The 18,403-nt window shown below is 72.7% G+C and carries 16 protein-coding genes; 10 read left to right on the top strand and 6 right to left on the bottom strand.

Annotated elements, in window-relative coordinates; genetic code table 11:
- Positions 1 to 138: 138 nt before the first annotated feature.
- Complete coding sequence (locus ABT114_RS04050) at positions 139 to 1,950, bottom strand: phosphatidylglycerol lysyltransferase domain-containing protein (protein ID WP_351138345.1); 1,812 nt, start codon at positions 1,948 to 1,950, stop codon at positions 139 to 141.
- Between the two features lie 231 nt (positions 1,951 to 2,181).
- On the opposite strand from ABT114_RS04050, the gene ABT114_RS04045 reads away from it, so the two are divergent.
- Together ABT114_RS04045 and ABT114_RS04040 are read left to right on the top strand one after the other, a co-directional pair.
- Positions 2,182 to 3,309, top strand: a complete 1,128-nt coding sequence (locus ABT114_RS04045) for an alpha/beta hydrolase-fold protein (RefSeq protein ID WP_351138343.1) — start codon at positions 2,182 to 2,184, stop codon at positions 3,307 to 3,309.
- A gap of 84 nt (positions 3,310 to 3,393) precedes the next feature.
- The gene (locus ABT114_RS04040) at positions 3,394 to 4,914 is read left to right on the top strand and encodes a hypothetical protein (RefSeq protein WP_351138341.1); all 1,521 of its coding nucleotides are present in this window, start codon (positions 3,394 to 3,396) and stop codon (positions 4,912 to 4,914) included.
- A 24-nt stretch (positions 4,915 to 4,938) separates the two neighbouring features.
- Here ABT114_RS04040 and ABT114_RS04035 read toward each other — a convergent pair whose 3' ends face one another.
- Positions 4,939 to 6,273, bottom strand: coding sequence for a PH domain-containing protein (locus tag ABT114_RS04035; protein WP_351138339.1), 1,335 nt, complete (start codon positions 6,271 to 6,273; stop codon positions 4,939 to 4,941).
- Complete coding sequence (locus tag ABT114_RS04030) at positions 6,270 to 6,773, bottom strand: PH domain-containing protein (protein WP_351138337.1); 504 nt, start codon at positions 6,771 to 6,773, stop codon at positions 6,270 to 6,272. Before ABT114_RS04030 ends, ABT114_RS04035 begins: the two co-directional genes overlap by 4 nt.
- 31 nt (positions 6,774 to 6,804) lie before the next feature.
- Here ABT114_RS04030 and ABT114_RS04025 point away from each other — a divergent pair, with 31 nt between their 5' ends.
- On the top strand, positions 6,805 to 7,956 hold the full coding sequence (locus tag ABT114_RS04025) for an NADH-quinone oxidoreductase subunit D (RefSeq protein WP_351138335.1): 1,152 nt from the start codon (positions 6,805 to 6,807) through the stop codon (positions 7,954 to 7,956).
- Here the strand turns inward: ABT114_RS04025 and ABT114_RS04020 are convergent.
- On the bottom strand, positions 7,921 to 8,949 hold the full coding sequence (locus tag ABT114_RS04020) for an SAM-dependent methyltransferase (protein ID WP_351139478.1): 1,029 nt from the start codon (positions 8,947 to 8,949) through the stop codon (positions 7,921 to 7,923). The two genes, ABT114_RS04025 and ABT114_RS04020, sit on opposite strands and share 36 nt — an antisense overlap.
- 148 nt (positions 8,950 to 9,097) lie before the next feature.
- Between ABT114_RS04020 and ABT114_RS04015 the strand changes: the two genes are divergently transcribed.
- The 3 genes from ABT114_RS04015 to ABT114_RS04005 all read left to right on the top strand — a co-directional run bounded on the left by ABT114_RS04015 (position 9,098) and on the right by ABT114_RS04005 (position 11,869).
- Positions 9,098 to 10,300 (top strand): sensor histidine kinase, encoded by a 1,203-nt coding sequence (locus tag ABT114_RS04015; RefSeq protein WP_351138333.1) that lies wholly within the window; start codon positions 9,098 to 9,100, stop codon positions 10,298 to 10,300.
- Positions 10,301 to 10,374: 74 nt separating this feature from the next.
- Positions 10,375 to 11,049: a response regulator transcription factor gene (locus ABT114_RS04010; RefSeq protein WP_351138331.1), complete on the top strand. Its 675-nt coding sequence runs from the start codon at positions 10,375 to 10,377 to the stop codon at positions 11,047 to 11,049.
- A 187-nt stretch (positions 11,050 to 11,236) separates the two neighbouring features.
- Positions 11,237 to 11,869 carry an AAA family ATPase gene (locus ABT114_RS04005; protein ID WP_351138329.1) on the top strand — a complete coding sequence of 211 codons (633 nt, stop codon included), beginning with the start codon at positions 11,237 to 11,239 and terminating at the stop codon, positions 11,867 to 11,869.
- A gap of 18 nt (positions 11,870 to 11,887) precedes the next feature.
- On the opposite strand, the gene ABT114_RS04000 is transcribed toward ABT114_RS04005, so the two are convergent.
- Positions 11,888 to 12,994 carry a DUF5937 family protein gene (locus ABT114_RS04000; RefSeq protein ID WP_351138327.1) on the bottom strand — a complete coding sequence of 369 codons (1,107 nt, stop codon included), beginning with the start codon at positions 12,992 to 12,994 and terminating at the stop codon, positions 11,888 to 11,890.
- 150 nt (positions 12,995 to 13,144) lie between these two features.
- Here ABT114_RS04000 and ABT114_RS03995 point away from each other — a divergent pair, with 150 nt between their 5' ends.
- Complete coding sequence (locus ABT114_RS03995; RefSeq protein ID WP_351138325.1) at positions 13,145 to 13,360, top strand: hypothetical protein; 216 nt, start codon at positions 13,145 to 13,147, stop codon at positions 13,358 to 13,360.
- Here the strand turns inward: ABT114_RS03995 and ABT114_RS03990 are convergent.
- Entirely contained in the window at positions 13,350 to 14,528 is a 1,179-nt protein-coding gene (locus tag ABT114_RS03990; protein WP_351138323.1) for a threonine aldolase family protein, read from the bottom strand. The genes ABT114_RS03995 and ABT114_RS03990 overlap by 11 nt on opposite strands.
- A 197-nt stretch (positions 14,529 to 14,725) precedes the next feature.
- Between ABT114_RS03990 and ABT114_RS03985 the strand changes: the two genes are divergently transcribed.
- Genes ABT114_RS03985 through ABT114_RS03975 form a run of 3 tightly spaced genes read left to right on the top strand, consistent with a single transcriptional unit; the run spans position 14,726 to position 18,398 of the window.
- Positions 14,726 to 15,691 (top strand): Rossmann-like and DUF2520 domain-containing protein, encoded by a 966-nt coding sequence (locus ABT114_RS03985; RefSeq protein ID WP_351138321.1) that lies wholly within the window; start codon positions 14,726 to 14,728, stop codon positions 15,689 to 15,691.
- Positions 15,688 to 16,680: a pantoate--beta-alanine ligase gene (panC, locus tag ABT114_RS03980; protein ID WP_351138319.1), complete on the top strand. Its 993-nt coding sequence runs from the start codon at positions 15,688 to 15,690 to the stop codon at positions 16,678 to 16,680. The genes ABT114_RS03985 and panC overlap by 4 nt, the downstream gene beginning before the upstream one ends.
- Positions 16,677 to 18,398 (top strand): L-aspartate oxidase, encoded by a 1,722-nt coding sequence (locus tag ABT114_RS03975; protein WP_351138317.1) that lies wholly within the window; start codon positions 16,677 to 16,679, stop codon positions 18,396 to 18,398. Before panC ends, ABT114_RS03975 begins: the two co-directional genes overlap by 4 nt.
- Positions 18,399 to 18,403 lie beyond the last annotated feature (5 nt).

Raw genomic sequence — 18,403 nt, 5'->3', positions numbered from 1 at the left:
AGGCCTACGGGGAGGCCGCAAGAGCAGCAAGGCCCGCGGCCCGAGCGGAAGCCCCCGGGCTGGAGGGGGTGGGGCTACCGCTCGGGCCTGTCTCGGTGACCGGTCTCGGTGACCGGTCGGGGTGACCGGTCGACGCGGTCATGCCGCGCGGATGTCTCTTTCCGCCAGTGTGTGCGCGCACGGCCGCGGAGCGGCCGCGCGGCGGCGCAGGAAGCGCGGCAGGGGCAGGGCCAGGTTCACGAAGCCCTCGGCCTGCATGGCCGCGAAGCCGATGCGGGGCAGGTCGGCCGAGGCGCGGTACACGACGAAGCGCGGTTCCCAGCGGGGCTGGAACTTGGCGTTGAACTTGTACAGGGACTCGATCTGGAACCAGCGGGAGAGGAAGACCAGCAGCCCGCGCCAGGCGCGCAGCACCGGGCCCGCGCCGATCTTCTCGCCGCGTGCCAGCGCCGAACGGAACATCGCGAAATTGAGTGACACGCGCGCGACGCCGAACTTCGGAGCCGCCTGGAGCGCGGCGACGATGAGGAGTTCGTTCATGCCCGGGTCGGCCGAGCGGTCACGGCGCATGAGGTCCAGCGAAGCGCCGTCCGTGCCCCAGGGCACGAAGTGCAGGATGGCCTTCAGGTCGCCGTACGGGCCCAGATCGCCATCGGCCTTGTGGGCGGTGGCGATGAGGCAGTCGCCGTCGGAGGCGTCGCCGATGCGGCCGAGCGCCATGGAGAAGCCGCGCTCGGTGTCGGTGCCGCGCCAGTCCTCCGCGGCGAGCCGGATGCGCTCCAGCTCGGCCTCGCCGAGGTCACGGACGCGCCGTACCCGGGTTTCGTAACCGGCGCGCTCGATGCGCTTGACCATCTGGCGCACGTTGCGCATCGCGCGGCCGGCGAGCGAGAAATCCGCGACGTCCGCCACCGCCTCGTCGCCCAGTTCGAGGGCGTCGAGGCCGGTCTCGCGGGTCCACACCTCGCCGCCCGTCTCCGAGCAGCCCATGACGGCCGGGGTCCAGGAGTGGGCCCTGGCCTCGTCCATGAAGCGCTCGATGGCGCCCGGCCAGGCCTCGACGTCACCGATGGGGTCGCCGCTGGCGAGCATCACACCGCTGACGACGCGGTACGTCACCGCGGCCTTGCCGCTGGGCGAGAAGACGACGGCCTTGTCGCGGCGGAGCGCGAAGTGGCCGAGGGAGTCGCGGCCGCCGTGCTTCTCCAGCAGGGCGCGCAGCCGGGCCTCGTCCTCCTCGGTGAGGCGTGCGGCCGGGTGCTCGGGGCGGAAGGCGAGGTAGATGGTGGTGACGGCGGTGAGCAGGCCGAGGGCACCGAGGGAGAAGGCGACCGTCCAGGAGGTGTTGCCCTGGTAGTCGACCGGGCCCTCGAAGCCGAAGAGGCCGTACAGGACGTGCGTGAGGCGATCGGCCAGGCTGGGGTCGCCGATCATGCGCTTCGGGTGGACGCTGACGATGACCAGGCCGAGGGCGAGGGAACCGGCGCTCATGAGGACGAAGTTGGCGAGCGCGCGCCACCGGCTGCGCGGATCGGGCAGCGCCGCGAACTGGTCGCGGTGGCGCAGCAGGGGCGCGAGCAGCGCGAGCGAGATCAGGACCCCGACAAGGGAGTGCCGGTACGTGAACTGCGCGACCGCACCAGCCGGCAGCAGCGCCACCGCGGCCCGCCAGGCGCGGCGCTTGCCGCGCTTGAGGCCGTGGGCGAGCAGCAGCAACAGCATGCCGCTGCTCAGCGCGAGCGCGGCCGCGAAGGGGCCGACCGAGCCGGGCAGTACCTCGGCCAGGGTGTGCATACGGCTGTGCCGGAAGCGCGGGAAGACGCCTGCGGCGATGTCCAGGACGCCCACCAGGGCACACGCTCTGCCGACGAGGGTGGGTACGGATTCGGGGCGCGGCCCCCGGAGGACGTGCCGCACCCGGCTTGATCGGTTCGGAACCCCGCCCGACATTTCCTCATCTTGCCTGACAGACATCGCATCCCGTAGTTCTGCGAGAGACCTTGAATCCGGTGCCGTTTCGGGCATCCGGCGACATTGCGCCCTCTAGGACGGTGTCTCGGGGGAAGAGGTTCACTCCCCTCGACAAAGCCGCTTCAAAGGCCAAGGAAAGTCCGGGACAAGACCTCGCCAATCAACGGGGAGTACGGGAGTCCGGACGGAAAGCGCAGGCAGGAAACCCCTATGGGTCTCACGAGCAACAAGATGCTGGTGCTGGCGATCGTGTTCGCCCTGCTGCTGTTCGTCGGCACGGTGTGGCTGTGGCCACGGCTGGCCCGGCGCAGCTGGCGGGCCGTCAGCGGGCGTGTGGGCCTGCTGCTCACCACCCAGGTGACGCTGTTCGCCTGTGTGGCGCTCGCGGCCAACCAGGCCTTCGGGTTCTACGCCAGCTGGGCGGACCTCTTCGGGCGCGAGACCGGCCAGGGCGTGGTCGTCGACCACACGACCGGCGGCGGTTCGGGGGGCCCGCTGGAGGTGGTCGACACGCGCCGGGTGACGGAGCGGGGCAGCTCACGGCCGCAGGACGGCGGACAGATCCAGAAGGTCGCCGTCGTCGGCCGTACTACGCACATCGCCACGCCCGCGTACGTGTACCTGCCGCCGGAGTACTTCCAGTCCGGGTACCGCACACGCACGTTCCCCGCGGCGGTCGTCCTGACCGGCTATCCGGGTACGGCCGAGGCGCTGGTGGACAAGCTGAACTACCCACGCACGGCCAGGAAGCTCGCCAAGGACGGCCGTATGCAGCCGATGATCCTGGTGATGCTGCGGCCGACGGTGGCGCCGCCGCGGGACACGGAGTGCGTGGACGTCCCGGGCGGGCCGCAGACCGAGTCGTTCTTCGCCAAGGACCTGCCCGACGCCGTAATGGCCCACTACAGGGTGGGCAGGAAGCCGGGCAGCTGGGGCGTCATCGGTGACTCCACGGGCGGTTACTGCGCGCTGAAACTCGCGATGCACCATCCCGGTGTGTACGCGGCGGGCGCGGGTCTGTCGCCGTACTACAAGGCGCCGATCGACCCGACCACCGGCGACCTCTTCCACGGCGACGAGGAGCTGCGGCACCAGGCCGACCTGTGGTGGTACCTCAAGCACATGCCCGCGCCCGACACCTCACTGCTCGTCACCAGCAGCAAGGTCGGAGAATCCAACTACAAGTCCACGCTGAAGTTCGTGGAGCGGGTGAAGGCCACACAACGGACACGGATCTCGTCGATCATCCTCGAAAGCGGCGGGCACAACTTCAACACCTGGCGGCGGGAGATCCCGCCGACGCTGCAGTGGATCAGCGGACGGCTGAGCGACCGCTGAAAAGGCTTCAAAAGAGCTTCACTATGGCTGCGTTTTTATGAGGGCGGCCACCACTGTTCGCCTACGCGCGGTAAGTTTCTGGCCATGCCACGTGGACGTCACCGCCATTCCCCGCCCTTGCACAGGCTGTTGCCGCCTTCGGCGATCGCCGGCGTCTCCGTCGTCTGCGCTCTCGCCCCCTGGGTGTTCACGCAGGCGACGGTGCTCCGCGTTCTGGCCGCGGCCGCGGCCGCGACGGCTGTCCTGGGCGCGGTCGTCATGCGCCGTTGGGACACGCAGGCGGGCAAGCAGGTCGCCGACCTCACGCGCGCGCGTGCGAGCGACGACTGGCGGCACGAGGAACGGGTCGCCGAACTGGAGAGCGACCTCGAGGAGTCCCGCGAACTGCGCGTCAAGCTGGAGCAGCGGCTGCGGGCGAAGCGCGCGGAGCTGGCGGGGCTGCGCAACGAGCACGCGGCGCTGCTGCGGCGGTACGCCACGGCGGAGACCGAACGCGCGACCGCCCTGGAGGGCCGACGGCTGCTCGAGATAGAGACCACGGCTCCCGCGCGGGCGCTGCCGCCCGCTCCGGTGCCGCCCGCGGTGGAGGAGACCGAGGCTGTGGCTGCCCCGGCGGAGGCCGAGGCTGAGGCCGTGGACACGGAGGCGACCGAGGAGGAGAAGCCGGCGGTTCCTGCGGCTGTCTTCTCCCCGGAGGGGTCCAAGCTGTTCCTGCGGGCGAAGGCGGCGCTGATCCGGTTCGACGGCGAGGCCGCTGCGGAGGCGTCAGCGAAGTCCGCCCAGGCCGCACTGTCCGCCCAGTCCGCCGATGGCGAGCCGACCGAGGACGGCGCCACCGGTGACACCCGAGACGACGGCGCCACCAAGGTGGAGGCCGCGCAGGAGGACGAGGCGCAGGGGAAGCCCGAGGCGGTCGACGGGCACCAGCGCGCGGCCGCCGAACCCATGGCCGGCGCGGAGGACGAGATCCCCGCGCGGAGCGCTGCCACTGGTGCTGCCGTCCTGGCGCAGACCGTCACCCCGACACAGACCGTCACCCCGGCGCAGACCGTCACCCGGGAAACCACCGTCACCCCGACGGAGACCGCCACCCCGACACAGACCGTCACCCGGGAAGCCACCGTCGTCCCGACGGAGAGCGTTGCCCCGACGCAGACCGCTACCCCGGTGCAGACCGCCACCCGGGAAGCCACCGTCACCCCGGCAGAGACCGTCGCCCCGGCAGAGACCGTCGCCCCGTCGGAGACGGTGGCGGCGGCGAGGCCCGCCGGCCCCGTGCAGCGGCCCTCCGGTCACTTCACGGTGCCGACCGCCGTGGCCGTCGTACCGGCCGCCGCGCCGGTGCGGCGGCCGACGGCGGAGGGCGGGTTCGACTTCTTCGGCATGCAGAAGTCCTTGGCGTCCGCCGCCCTGGAAGCCGTGCAGAACGAGGATCTCGCCGACGTCGTCGGTCAGGAGGCCCTCGCCCTGCACAAGGCCGAGGCGGAGGGGGAGTTCAAGCCGGCGGATGCGCAGTCGCGTGGCATCGGCCAGGTCATCGACCTGACGGCGCACGACGAGACGGAGCAGATCGACCTGCAGGGACTGCGCAGCGCGGCGTCCTGACCGGCGTGACCGGTCGGCGCCCGCTCAGGCCATCCACCTGTCCGGCCGCGCGTCCCTGCGTCCCGTGCGCGACCGCTCCGCCTGCCCGCGCAGCAGCTCCGTGGCCTCCCCTGCGTCCCTGAGCCGGGCTGTCACCGACTTGTCGGCCCCCGTGTCCACGTGTACGTCGGCGACCCGCCACAGCCGCTCCCACGGCCCCTGCGTCAGCCGTACGCTCTGCACCTTGGCGTGCGGCACCAGCGCCAGGCTGCGCCGCAGCAGCCCGTGCCGGGCGGCGAACACCACGTCGGTGACGACGAGCCCGTGTCCCCGCCACCACACCGGCAGGCACCGTCCCGCCCGTCGCGGCGGCCGGGACAGCGCGGCGGCCGCCGGCACGGTCACACCGGGCAGTACGCGTGCGACGACCGCCTCGGCGAGCTCCCGCGGAGCGACCGGTATCAGCACGGAGTTGGACGACCCGGCCACGTCCAGCTCCACCCGCACCCAGTCGCGCCGCCGCCACAGCAGCGGCTGCACGATCCGTACGGTCTGCACGCGTCCTGGCGGCACCGTCTCGTGCGTGCGGTCCAGCAGCCCGTGGTCGATCCGCAGCCCGTCCGGGGACTCGCCCACCGTCCAGTCGTACTCCCCGACGAACCGCCCCACGCTGCTCGCGCCCGCCGCGCCGAGCAGCGGCAGGCCGGTCGCGAGGACCGTCCACACGCTGTGGGTGGCCAGCCACAGCACCGGCGGTACGACGAGCGCGGCGGCCAGCGAGCCCCAGGTCGCGCCGGTCAGCAGCAGCGAGACGGCGAGGTCGCGCGCGGGCAGCCGCAGCAACTGCCGGGACGGTGCCTCACCGACCTCGTGCGCCGTCTCGGGCGCGAAACCGGCCGCCCGCGCGAGCAGCTCGGCGCGCAGCGCCCGCGCCTCGGCCTCGCCCAGGAAGGCGAGTTCGTCCTTCTTGTCCGCGCCGACGACGTCGAGCCTGAGCTTGGCGACGCCCGCCACGCGCGCGAGGAGCGGCTGGGTGACGTCGACGGCCTGGATGCGTTCCAGCCGGATGTGCGCGGTGCGTCGGAACAACAGGCCGGTACGTATGCGCAGTTCGGTGTCGGTCACCGCGAAGTGGGTGAACCACCAGGTCAGGAAGCCGTAGAGGGAGGCGGCCGGGACGAGTACGGCGAGGGCGATCAGCAGCGTCGTCGTGGTCAGCCGGGTCAGCTGCTCCTGTGCCTGGTTGGGGTCGTGCACCGCCCAGCCGACGATCACCGCTACGGGCGCCCACGCCCGCCTGAACGGCGTGACGGGGTGCAGCCGCCGCTCGGTCACGGGCCGCTCCTCGCGTATGCCGTCGTCGACGTCCGGCGCCGTCACAGCCCCGCCGATCGGGCCTCGCCCAGCTCGGTGAGCCGGTCGCGCAGCCGTTCCGCCTCGGCCGGGTCGAGGCCGGGGATGGTCGCGTCGGTCGCGGCGGCCGCCGTGTGCAGCTGCACGCTGGCCAGCCCGAAGTGCCGCTCGACGGGCCCGGAGGTGACCTCGACCAGCTGCATCCGCCCGTACGGCACGACGGTCTCCTCGCGCCACAGCACGCCCCTGCTGATCAGCAGGTCGTCGGCGCGCTCGGCATAGCGCCAGGAGCGCCAGTTGCGGCCGAGCATCACCCAGCCCCATGCGGTCAGCGCCAGGGGCAGTAGCGCGAAGGCGGCCCAGACGGGTCCGGCGAGCAGTCCGGGCAGCAGCCCGGCGGCGAGGGCGGCCAGCCCCAGCCACACCACCAGCAGCAGCCGTCGCATCCGCAGCAGTCCGGGCGGCAGCCCCGTCCACGCCGTTCCGGCCGCTGTCGCCTCGGCATTTTCCGGGCTCCCCGTTTCCATGAGGCCAGCGTACGTAGGAGAGACTGTGTTCATGACTCCTACGACGGAGACCACGGTCGGGATCGGCGGTGCCGCGGAGAGCACCGACATGGTGCTCAACATCGGGCCCCAGCACCCCTCCACACACGGCGTGCTGCGGCTGCGGCTCGTGCTGGACGGCGAGCGCATCGTCAGCGCGGAGCCGGTGATCGGCTACATGCACCGCGGCGCCGAGAAGCTCTTCGAGGCGCGCGACTACCGGCAGATCATCATGCTCGCCAACCGCCACGACTGGCTGTCGGCCTTCTCGAACGAGCTGGGCGTGGTCCTCGCGGTGGAGCGCATGCTCGGCATGGAGGTCCCGGAGCGCGCGGTGTGGACGCGCACGCTCCTCGCGGAGCTGAACCGGGTGCTGAACCACCTGATGTTCCTGGGGTCGTATCCGCTGGAGCTGGGCGGCATCACCCCGGTCTTCTACGCGTTCCGGGAGCGCGAGGTCCTCCAGAACGTCATGGAGGAGGTCTCCGGCGGGCGCATGCACTACATGTTCAACCGCGTCGGCGGCCTGAAGGAGGACCTGCCCGCCGGGTGGGCCACACGCGCGCGTGGCGCGGTCTCCGCCGTGCGCTCGCGCATGGGCGTCGTCGACGACCTGGTGCTCGGCAACGAGATCTTCCGGGGGCGCACGCGGGGCGTGGGCGCCCTCACGCCGCAGACCGTGCACGCGTACGGCGTGAGCGGGCCGATAGCGCGCGCCTCCGGCGTCGACTTCGACCTGCGCCGCGACGAGCCCTACCTCGCCTACGGGGACCTTCAGGACACCCTGAAGGTCGTCACCCGGCAGGAGGGCGACTGCCTGGCCCGCTTCGAGTGCCTCCTGGAGCAGACGCACAACGCGCTGGAGCTGGCCGACGCCTGCCTCGACCGGCTCGCCGAGCTGCCGCCCGGGCCGATCAACCAGCGGCTGCCGAAGGTCCTGAAGGCGCCCGAGGGGCACACGTACGCGTGGACCGAGAACCCGCTCGGCATCAACGGCTACTACCTCGTCAGCAAGGGCGAGAAGACCCCGTACCGGCTGAAGCTGCGTTCCGCCTCGTACAACAACATCCAGGCACTGACCGAGCTGCTGCCGGGCACGCTGGTGGCGGACATGGTGGCGATCCTGGGGTCACTGTTCTTCGTGGTCGGGGACATCGACAAGTAGGGCGAGCGGGTCCGGGATCCCGGCCGGCTGAAGCAGCCAGCCGAAGTCGCCCAGCCCGCCGGGCGCGGTGAGCTCGGCGGCCTCTCCGGCGCCCGCGAGGGCGCGTACGTAGGCCGAGGGGTTGGTGGAGGCGAGCGCGAGCGGGGGGCGTGCGCCGGTGAGGCCCAGGGTGCGCAGCGCGTCGCGTTGCGGAAGCAGGTGTGCGCCGGGGAGCGCACACGCGTCCAGCGCGACGTGCGCCGTGATGTCGCACGAGCCGTCCGGCACGGGCGCCGTCCCGCGCCCCTCCCGGAAGCCGGTGAGCGTCCCGAACGGGGGGCGCGTGTCCGCGGTGTGCGCGTAGTCGACGGCCACCGCGAGCCCTCGCTCGACGCAGGAGACGGCGGACGCCCACGCGGTGTCCCTGGGGAGCCCGATCTCCGCGCGCAGCCCCTCCTCGGCCGGCAGCGGCCACCATCGCGCGAGCCACTCCGCCGCCGCGCCCCGGACCGGCTCCCCGAGCCGCTCGGCACCGTCCTCGCGGACGAGGACCAGCCGCGGTACGCCCGCGGAGTCCACCTCGGCGACGTCCACGGGCACGTTGTCCAGCCATTCGTTGGCGAACAGCAGCCCGGTGACGTCCCGCGGCGGCTCGGGCAGCCACTCGATCCGGTGGTCGAGGTCCGGCGGGCGAGCGGCGACCTCGACGGCGTACCCACGCGCGCGTGCGGCCACGTCGGCGGGCAGCGCGGCGAGCACCCCGCGGACCAGCTCACCCCGTCCGGCGGCCATGTCGACGAAGTCGAGCGAGGCGGGCCGGCCCAGGGCCTCGTCGACCCGGCACAGCAGCCGGGCCACGGCCTCGGCGAACAGCGGCGACGCGTGCACCGACGTGCGGAAGTGTGCGGCGGGGCCCTCCGGCCGCCGGTAGAAACCGTCCGGGCCGTACAGGGCGGACTCGGTCGCCGCCCGCCAGCCGCGCCACTCGTCGGCCGTACCGGGTGCGCCCGTCATGCCCGTCGTGCCCGTCGATTCCGCCTCCACCCGGACAGACTAGGCGTACACGTGACCACGACCTCCACCTTGCGGAGTACACGCGTCGGGCACGGATCGGCCCTCCGGTTGACCCCTGCACGCATCACGCTTCCCTACGCTGGGTCACGTGCAGCGCGTCTATGACTTCCTCCGCAGACACCCGACCTGGGTCGACGGCTTCTGGGCCGTCGTCCTGTTCGGGATCTCGGTCGCGGGCGGAGTCACCCGCCAGGAGTCCGCGGGCACCGACTCCCAGGCTCTGATCATCCCGGTGATGTTCCTGCTGAGCGTGGTGGTCGCGCTGCGCCGGCGCACGCCGGAGAAGATGCTGCTGCTGACCGCCGTGCTCGGAGTGGCGCAGCTGGTGCTGGACGTCGAGACGACGGTCGCCGACTTCGCCATGCTGGTGATCGTCTACACGGTCGCCGCGACCGGCGCGCGCTGGGCGTCCTGGCTCGCGCTGGCCATGGGCCTGGGTGCGGCCTCCGCGGCGCAGCTGCGCTGGCCGAACGAGCAGACGAGCGCCGCGGGCAACGTCGCGGTAGTGGTCTTCCAGACCGTGCCGTTCGCCCTCGCCTGGGTGCTCGGCGACTCGATGCGCACCCGCCGCGCCTACTTCGCGCAGCTCGAGGAGCGCGCGGCACGCCTGGAGAAGGAACGCGAGGCACAGGCGAAGGTCGCGGTCGCCGCCGAACGCGCCCGGATCGCGCGCGAGCTGCACGACGTGGTCGCGCACAACGTCTCGGTGATGGTGGTGCAGGCCGACGGCGCCGCCTACGTCCTCGACGCGGCACCCGACCAGGCGAAGAAGGCCCTGGAGACGATCTCCTCCACGGGCCGCCAGGCCCTCGCCGAGATGCGCCGTCTGCTGGGCGTGCTGCGCACCGGCGAGCACCAGGAGGTCGGGGAGTACGTGCCCCAGCCCGACGTCCAGCAGATCGAGGACCTCGTCGAGCAGTGCCGGGGCTCCGGCCTGCCCATCGACTTCAAGATCGAGGGCACTCCGCGCCCGCTGCCCAGCGGCGTCGAGCTCACGGCGTACCGCATCGTGCAGGAGGCGCTCACCAACACCCGCAAGCACGGCGGGCCGAACGCGGGCGCGAGCGTGCGCCTGGTCTACTTCGACGACGGCCTCGGCCTGCTCGTCGAGGACGACGGCAAGGGCGCCCCGCACGAGCTGTACGAGGAGGGCGGTGCCGACGGCCAGGGGCACGGCCTGATCGGCATGCGCGAGCGGGTGGGCATGGTCGGCGGCACCCTCGACGCGGGCCCGCGCCCGGGCGGAGGATTCCGCATCAGCGCCCTGCTCCCGCTCAAACCAGCGCACTGACGCCGACGCACGCCCCCTGTTGACACCTGTCACGCCCCCAGAGCAAACGGAACAACGGAAACGGAAGAGGCCTCATGACCATCCGCGTGATGCTCGTCGACGATCAGGTGCTGCTCCGCACCGGGTTCCGGATGGTGCTCGCCGCCCAGCCGGACATGGAGGTCGTCGCGGAGGCGGGCGACGGTGTCGAGGCCCTCCAGGTGCTGCGCTCCACCGCCGTCGACGTCGTCCTGATGGACGTCCGCATGCCGAAGCTCGACGGCGTCGAGGCCACCCGCCGGATCTGCTCGGAACCCGAGCCGCCGAAGGTGCTGATCCTCACCACGTTCGACCTCGACGAGTACGCGTTCTCGGGGCTGAAGGCGGGCGCGTCCGGCTTCATGCTGAAGGACGTGCCGCCCGCCGAGTTGCTGACCGCGATCCGCTCGGTGCACAGCGGCGACGCCGTGGTCGCTCCATCCACCACGCGCCGCCTTCTCGACCGCTTCGCGCCGATGCTGCCCGCCACCGGCAAGGAACCCCGGCACAAGGGGCTCGAGCGGCTCACCGACCGCGAGCGCGAGGTGATGGTGCTGATCGCACAGGGGCTGTCCAACGGGGAGATCGCCTCCCGGCTGGTGCTGTCGGAGGCGACCGTCAAGACGCACGTGGGCCGCATCCTGACGAAGCTGGGGCTGCGGGACCGGGTGCAGGTGGTCGTCCTGGCGTACGAGACGGGGCTGGTGCGGGCCGGCGGCGGGCACGGCTGACCATTGGCATGATCACAGGGACCGGGGCGCAGGGCTCGGGTCGCAAAGACCGGATCGCAGGGCTCGGGTCGCAGGGCTCGGGTCGCAGGGCTCGGGGCGCAGCGCTCGGATCGCAAGGACCGGGGCGCAGGAACCGGATCACAGGGAAACGTGCCCCGGCGCAACCGGCGCCCACTAGGGTCTGCGCATGCTCCTGTGGATCAACGGCCCTTTCGGGGGCGGCAAGACACAGACCGCACACGAGATCCGGCGCCGGCTGCCCGGCAGCGTGATCTGCGACCCCGAGCACGCCGGTTTCGGTCTGCGCCGCATGCTGCCGCCCGAGCTGCGCGGTGACTTCCAGGACCTGGTCTCCTGGCGGCAGGGCGTCGTCGAGGTCCTCGACCTGGCCCTCACCAAGCACGAAGGGGTGGTGATCGCCCCCATGACGGTCACCGACTCCGGTTACTTCGAGGAGACCGTGGGCCGGCTCCGCGAACTCGGCCACGACGTACGTCACTTCACCCTGCTCGCCCAGCGCGAGACCGTGCTGAGGCGGCTGCGGGAGCGGGGCTTCGGCCGCCTCCTTTCGTACGTGGCCGGGAAGAACGCGGGTCTGCGCAGGGAGAGCTGGGCCGTACAGCAGCTCGACCACTGCCTGGAGCGGCTGCGCGAACCGGAGTTCGCCGAGCATCTGTGGACGGACCACTCGACCGTGCCGAAGACGGCGGACCGCATTGCCGTCCTGGCCGGGCTGACGCTGCGGCCCAACAACGAGGGCGCGTTGCGGACTCGGCTGCGGCAGGCCGGGGTGGGCATCAGGCACATCCGGTTCGACTGAGGGCCCGCTCCCGCCGGGCTACCTGAGGATCCCCTCCAGGAAGTCGCTGCCCAGCCGCGCCACCACGGAGACGTCCAGCTGATGCAGCACGTACCGCCCCCGCCGACGCGTGGTGACCAGGCCCGCCTTCTTCAGCACCCCGAGGTGCCGGGATATCTCGGGCGCCGTCATGCCGTGGACCTGGGCCAGCTCGCTGGTGGTGTACGCGCTGCGCGCCAGATGACGGCAGATACGCATCCGGACGGGGTGGGACAGGGCGGTCATCCGCAGGGTGAGCTGCTCGACCGACGGAGGTGAGGCCAGTTCGGGCGATCCGACCGGGTAGTGCAGCAGCGGCTGCCAGCCGTAGCGGTGCAGCACGTTCAGATGCGGCCAGCCGAGGCTGGTCGGTACGAGGAGGAGGCCGCCGCCCGCCGTGACGGTGCGGCCCTGGACCAGCTTGTCCACGACGATCCGGCCGGCGGCCTCGTCGACCGTCACGACGGGGGAGACCGCGGCCAGCGCCTCGGCCAGCCCCTTGTGCCGCAGCAGCTCCGTCTTGTGCCGGGCGTCCGCCGTCAGTTGGTGGCGCAGCCGGGACCAGGCCTCGTCGAAGAACGCCTCGTCGCAGTCCTCCAGGAACCGCCGCAGCCAGGCCCGGACGCTGGGCGGATCGTCGAGCAGCCGCTGGGTGAACCGCACCTGCTGCGGGCCCCGGGAGGCGGCGACCTCCAGCGCGCGGCGGCGGGCGTCGGCGTTGGAAAGGAGGTCCGGAGCCTGGATGTCGTAGTTCAGTGTGCAGGTGAACTCCATGGCCGCGTCCACGAACTGTTCGTCCGTCAGCTTGTCCAGGAGGTCCAGGTCCTCGGCGAGTGTGGCGCCCGGGAGCGTGCTGCGACCCGGGATGCCCGCATACGGCAGGAACAGGTCCGAGAACGTCGTGCGCCACAGGAAGTCGGCCTCGCACATCCGGTCGGCCAGATGCGAGTCGAGCCGGCTGGTCACGCCCGTCACCCAGGCCTGCAGGCCCGGATGGTGCCCCGGCTCGGACAGCGCGTGCAGCGCCATGCCGAGCTCGGCCAGAGGGGAGGGCACGACGGCGACCCTCTCCGGCCGCAGCCCCGCGATGTCGATGCTCACGCTCATGCCACCCATGGTGCACCCCGCCACTGACAGCGCCGTCCTCGATTGACGGCCGCCGTCAATCGAGGAGACTTCGCCGCCGCACGGGCGCAACCTGGGACGACCGGGGCAGCCGCGGAGCCCGATTCCTACGTCCCGAGAAGGCGATCCGTCATGAGCCTGACCCAGCAGTACGTCCTCGACGCCCACCGCGCCCGCCGGCACGGCGAGCCCGCCCCGCCCGCGCCCGGCACTCACGACTGGCAGGTTCTGCGCGAGCTGCGCGACTACCGGCGCTTCCGGGCGGTCGTCGCGGGCCGCCCGGCCCACGGGCGGATACGGCAGGCCCTGCGCCGGTGGCTGCACCCGCGTCGGCGTTCTACGTGCTGACCTCCCCGGCCAGCCGGGCCACGAAGTCCGCGACCGCCGCCTTCACATCGGCGGAGGTCCATTCCAGGCCGGCGGCGCGCACGACGACCTCGGTGAAGGACAGTCCGGGACCGCCGCGCTCCCAGCCGGTCGCGAAGAGCAGCGTCCCCGTCTCCTCGGCCTGGAGCACCGCCGCCTCGGCGAGCACGTCCGGGTCGTACGGCAGCCAGACCTGGAACTCGTGGGTGTGCGGCTCCTCGGGGTGCACGCGCGCCCACGGCACCCCCGCCTCGGCGAACCCCTCCCGCAGCGCGGCGGCCACCACGCGCGCGTGGCGCACGTAGTCGGGCAGCCGGGGCAGCTCGCGGTCGAGGCCGGCGAGTGCCGACAGCACGGTGGGGAACTGCTGGAACACCATGCCGCCGTACCGGTGCCGCCAGACCTTCGCCTCCTCCACCAGCGTCCTGGGACCGGCGAGCGCCGCGCCGCCGAAGGCGTCGAGGGACTTGTAGAACGACACGTAGACGCTGTCCGCGAGGCCGGCGATCTCCTCCAGGGGGCGGTCGAAGTGGACGGTGGACTCCCACAGGCGCGCGCCGTCGAAGTGCACCACCGCGTCGCGCTCGCGCGCCGCCTCCACGAGTTCGGTGAGCTCCTCCCACGAGGGCAGTACGAAACCGGCGTCCCTGAGGGGCAGTTCCAGCATCAGTGCCCCGAAGGGCTCCGGGAAGTCGCGCACCTCGTCGGCCGTCGGCAGCCGGGGCTCGCTCGTCACACGGACCGGGCGCAACCCGCTGACCAGGCTGAACGCGTGCTGCTCGTGCACCTCGGGGTGCGCCAGCCCGTGCAGCGCGACCCTGGGGTCGCCGGTGCGGCCCGCCCAGCAGCGCAGCGCCACCTGCTGGGCCATCGTCCCGGTCGGGAAGAACGCGGCGGCCTCCGTGCCCAGCAGCGCGGCGACCCGTTCCTCCAGGTGCTCCACGATCCGGTTGCCGTAGATGTCCGCCGGTTCGTCGAGGTCGTACACCTGTGGTGCCGTCTCGTGCAGCAAGGCCAGTCGTTCACGGAGCGTGCCCCGGAAGCCCCCGCGTGACAGGACGTGCCCGGCCTCCCGAAAGGCGGCCGAACGCCGCTCCCGTATCCGCTCCTGGGCCGACTTCTGCGCGCCCTGCTCCACCGTGTCGCTCATACCCTGGATCATGCCGTGCGCGGATTCGGGCGAGCACCCGCATTTACCGGTTCCGGGGGTGACCGGCAGCGTGGCCGGAAGAGCGCCTGGAAACCCACAGCCTGTGGACAACCGGACGCCCCTGGAACCGATCGCGTTAACATGACGAGAAATCGTCCGGTACCGAGAGCGGACTGGAACGGGAAGGCCGCCGTCGCGTGAGTACAGTCCAACAGCCAGATCCCAGGGACCGCCCCGCGCGGCTCACCGTCGGCGTGGTCGGCGCCGGCCGTGTGGGCCCCGCGCTGGCCGCGTCCCTCGAACTCGCGGGGCACCGCCCGGTGGCCGTCTCCGGGGTCTCCGACGCCTCCAGAAGGCGGGCCGCGCTGATGCTGCCCGGCGTGCCGGTCGTCCCGCCCGCCGAGGTGCTTCAGCGCGCCGACCTGGTGCTGCTGACCGTCCCGGACGACACCCTGCCCGGCCTCGTGACGGGACTCGCCGAGACCGGGGCCGTGCGGCCGGGACAGCTGCTCGTGCACACCTCCGGGCGGTACGGCGCGAAGGTGCTGGACCCCGCCCTGCGCGCGGGCGCGCTGCCGCTGGCCCTGCACCCCGCGATGACCTTCACCGGCACCCCCGTGGACGTCCAGCGCCTGGCCGGCTGTTCCTTCGGCGTCACCGCGCCCGACGAACTGCGGCTGGCCGCCGAGGCCCTCGTCATCGAGATGGGCGGCGAGCCGGAGTGGATCGCCGAGGAGAACCGGCCGCTCTACCACGCGGCCCTCGCGCTCGGTGCCAACCACATGGTGACCCTCGTCGCCCAGTCCATGGAGCTGCTGCGCACGGCCGGCGTCGAGGCGCCCGACCGGATGCTCGGCCCGCTGCTCGGCGCCGCCCTCGACAACGCCCTGCGCTCCGGCGACGCGGCGCTCACCGGCCCCGTCGCGCGCGGGGACGCGGGCACGGTCGCCGCGCACATCGGCCAGCTGCGCGAGCACGCCCCGCAGACCGTCGCCGGCTACCTGGCGATGGCACGCGCGACCGCCGACCGGGCGCTCGCCCACGGACTGCTGAAGCCGGAACTCGCCGAGGACCTGCTCGGGGTACTCGCCGATGGAACCAACGGAACCGACGGAACCAACGGGACCGACGGCACCAACGGCGCCGAAGGAGCTGCCGGATGACCACCACCCTGCTGCGCACCGCCGACGAACTGCACGCACGTGCGCGTGCGGGCCGCCGCGCCGTCGTGATGACCATGGGTGCCCTGCACGACGGGCACGCCACGCTGATCCGCACCGCGCGCGAGACCGTCGGCCCCGACGGAGAGGTCGTGGTCACGGTCTTCGTCAACCCGCTGCAGTTCGGCGCGGGCGAGGATCTCGACCGCTACCCGCGCACCCTGGAGGCCGACCTCAAGGTCGCCGAGCAGGCGGGCGCGGACGTCGTGTTCGCCCCGTCCGTGGACGAGGTCTACCCGGGCGGCGAACCGCAGGTCCGCATCAGCGCGGGTCCCATGGGCGAACGCCTGGAGGGCACCACGCGCCCCGGCCACTTCGACGGCATGCTCACCGTCGTCGGCAAGCTGCTGCACCTCACCCGGCCCGACGCGGCCCTGTTCGGGCAGAAGGACGCCCAGCAGCTCGCCCTGGTCCGGCGCATGGTGCGGGACCTGAACTTCGGGGTCGAGATCATCGGCGTGCCGACCGCGCGCGAGGAGGACGGCCTGGCCCTGTCCAGCCGGAACCGCTATCTCTCGCCCCAGGAGCGGCGCACCGCCCTCGCTCTGTCCCAGGCACTGTTCGCGGGCAGCGACCGGCACGCCGCCCAGGAGGCGCTGCGCGCGCGGGCGCGTGAAGTACCCGCCACGCACGCGCGTGCCGAGGCCCTCAGCGCCATAGGGGAGTCCCGCGCGGCCGCCGACGCGCACGCCGTCGCCAAGGCCGTACCCGGCTCCGTGGCGGCCGTCCGTGCCGCCGCGCGCCTGGTGCTCGACGAGGCCGCCCGCCTCGACCCGCCGCTCGAACTGGACTATCTCGCCCTGGTCGACCCGTCCGACTTCACCGAGATCGAGGACGACTTCACCGGCGAGGCCGTCCTCGCCGTCGCCGCCCGGGTCGGTACGACCCGGCTGATCGACAACATTCCCCTCACCTTCGGAGCCGCCTCGTGACCAGCACAGGCATACGACTGCACGCGCCCGCGCCCGGGTGGTCCATCTCCGCGGATGTGGTCGTCGTCGGCTCCGGCGTCGCCGGCCTGACCGCGGCCCTGCGCTGCGAGGCCGCCGGCCTGACGACGGTCGTCGTCACCAAGGCCCGCCTCGACGACGGCTCCACCCGCTGGGCCCAGGGCGGCATCGCCGCGGCCCTCGGCGAGGGCGACACCCCTGAACAGCACCTGGACGACACGCTGGTCGCGGGCGCGGGCCTGTGCGACGAGGAGGCCGTGCGGATCCTCGTCACCGAGGGCCCCGACGCCGTACGGCGGCTGATCGAGACCGGCGCCCACTTCGACGAGTCCTCCGAAGGCCTGCTGGAACTCACCCGTGAGGGCGGCCACCACCGCCGCCGCATCGCACACGCCGGCGGCGACGCGACCGGCGCCGAGATCTCCCGGGCGCTCGTCGAGGCGGTACGCGCGCGTGGCTTGCGCGCGATCGAGAACGCGCTGGTCCTGGACCTGCTGACGGACGCCGACGGCCGCACGGCGGGCGTCACCCTGCACGTGATGGGCGAGGGCCAGCACGACGGCGTGGGCGCCGTGCACGCCCCCGCCGTGGTCCTCGCGACCGGCGGCATGGGCCAGGTGTTCTCCGCGACCACCAACCCGTCCGTGTCCACCGGTGACGGCGTGGCGCTCGCCCTGCGCGCGGGCGCGGAGGTCTCCGACCTGGAGTTCGTGCAGTTCCACCCCACGGTGCTGTTCCTGGGCGCCGACGCCGAGGGCCAGCAGCCCCTGGTCTCCGAGGCGGTGCGCGGCGAGGGCGCCCACCTGGTCGACGCCGACGGCGTGCGCTTCATGGTCGGGCAGCACGAGCTGGCCGAACTGGCGCCCCGGGACATCGTCGCCAAGGGCATCATGCGCCGCATGCAGGAGCGGGACGCCGAGCACATGTTCCTCGACGCCCGGCACTTCGGCGCCGACATGTGGGAGCACCGCTTCCCGACGATCCTCGCCTCCTGCCGCGCCCACGGCATCGACCCGGTCCACGAGCCCATCCCGATCGCCCCGGCCGCCCACTACGCCTCCGGCGGCGTGCGCACCGACTCCCAGGGCCGTACGACGGTGCCCGGCCTGTACGCGTGCGGCGAGGTCGCCTGCACCGGCGTGCACGGCGCCAACCGGCTCGCCTCCAACTCCCTCCTGGAGGGCCTCGTCTACGCCGAGCGCATCGTCGCCGACATCACGGCGAGCCGGGCGGACGACGGTCTCCACGCGCGCGTGCCCGAACCGGTCGCGCAGCCCGAGAAGCCGGCGCACCCGCTCCTCGCCCCCGAGGCCCGGTTCGCGATCCAGCGGATCATGACGGGGGGCGCCGGCGTCCTGCGCTCCGCGGACTCCCTCACCAAGGCCGCCGACCAGCTCCAGCGGCTGCACACCGAGGCCCGCGACGCCCTCGACGAGAACGGCAAGACCGCCGAGCCCGGCGTCGACACCTGGGAGGCCACCAACCTCCTGTGCGTGGCCCGCGTCCTGGTCGCCGCCGCCCGGCAGCGCGAGGAGACCCGCGGCTGCCACTGGCGCGAGGACCATGCCGACCGCGACGACACCGTCTGGCGGCGCCACATCGTCGTACGGCTGAATCCGGACCGCACGCTGGCCGTACACACCACGGACACCGCAGACTTCCCCCCTACCCGGCAGTACCCGCGCCCCCAGGAGCAGTGACAGTA

It is taken from the genome of Streptomyces sp. NPDC002088, assembly GCF_040296605.1.
Lineage (GTDB): Bacteria > Actinomycetota > Actinomycetes > Streptomycetales > Streptomycetaceae > Streptomyces.
This window is presented reverse-complemented; position numbering and strand designations above follow the sequence as displayed.

Coding starts and splice junctions, on each gene's coding strand:
- ABT114_RS04050 (WP_351138345.1), bottom strand. CDS start 1,950: ATGTCGGGCGGGGTTCCGAACCGATCAAGCCGGGTGCGGCACGTCCTC.
- ABT114_RS04045 (WP_351138343.1), top strand. CDS start 2,182: ATGGGTCTCACGAGCAACAAGATGCTGGTGCTGGCGATCGTGTTCGCC.
- ABT114_RS04040 (WP_351138341.1), top strand. CDS start 3,394: ATGCCACGTGGACGTCACCGCCATTCCCCGCCCTTGCACAGGCTGTTG.
- ABT114_RS04030 (WP_351138337.1), bottom strand. CDS start 6,773: ATGGAAACGGGGAGCCCGGAAAATGCCGAGGCGACAGCGGCCGGAACG.
- ABT114_RS04025 (WP_351138335.1), top strand. CDS start 6,805: ATGACTCCTACGACGGAGACCACGGTCGGGATCGGCGGTGCCGCGGAG.
- ABT114_RS04020 (WP_351139478.1), bottom strand. CDS start 8,949: ATGACGGGCGCACCCGGTACGGCCGACGAGTGGCGCGGCTGGCGGGCG.
- ABT114_RS04010 (WP_351138331.1), top strand. CDS start 10,375: ATGACCATCCGCGTGATGCTCGTCGACGATCAGGTGCTGCTCCGCACC.
- ABT114_RS04005 (WP_351138329.1), top strand. CDS start 11,237: ATGCTCCTGTGGATCAACGGCCCTTTCGGGGGCGGCAAGACACAGACC.
- ABT114_RS04000 (WP_351138327.1), bottom strand. CDS start 12,994: ATGAGCGTGAGCATCGACATCGCGGGGCTGCGGCCGGAGAGGGTCGCC.
- ABT114_RS03995 (WP_351138325.1), top strand. CDS start 13,145: ATGAGCCTGACCCAGCAGTACGTCCTCGACGCCCACCGCGCCCGCCGG.
- ABT114_RS03990 (WP_351138323.1), bottom strand. CDS start 14,528: ATGAGCGACACGGTGGAGCAGGGCGCGCAGAAGTCGGCCCAGGAGCGG.
- panC (WP_351138319.1), top strand. CDS start 15,688: ATGACCACCACCCTGCTGCGCACCGCCGACGAACTGCACGCACGTGCG.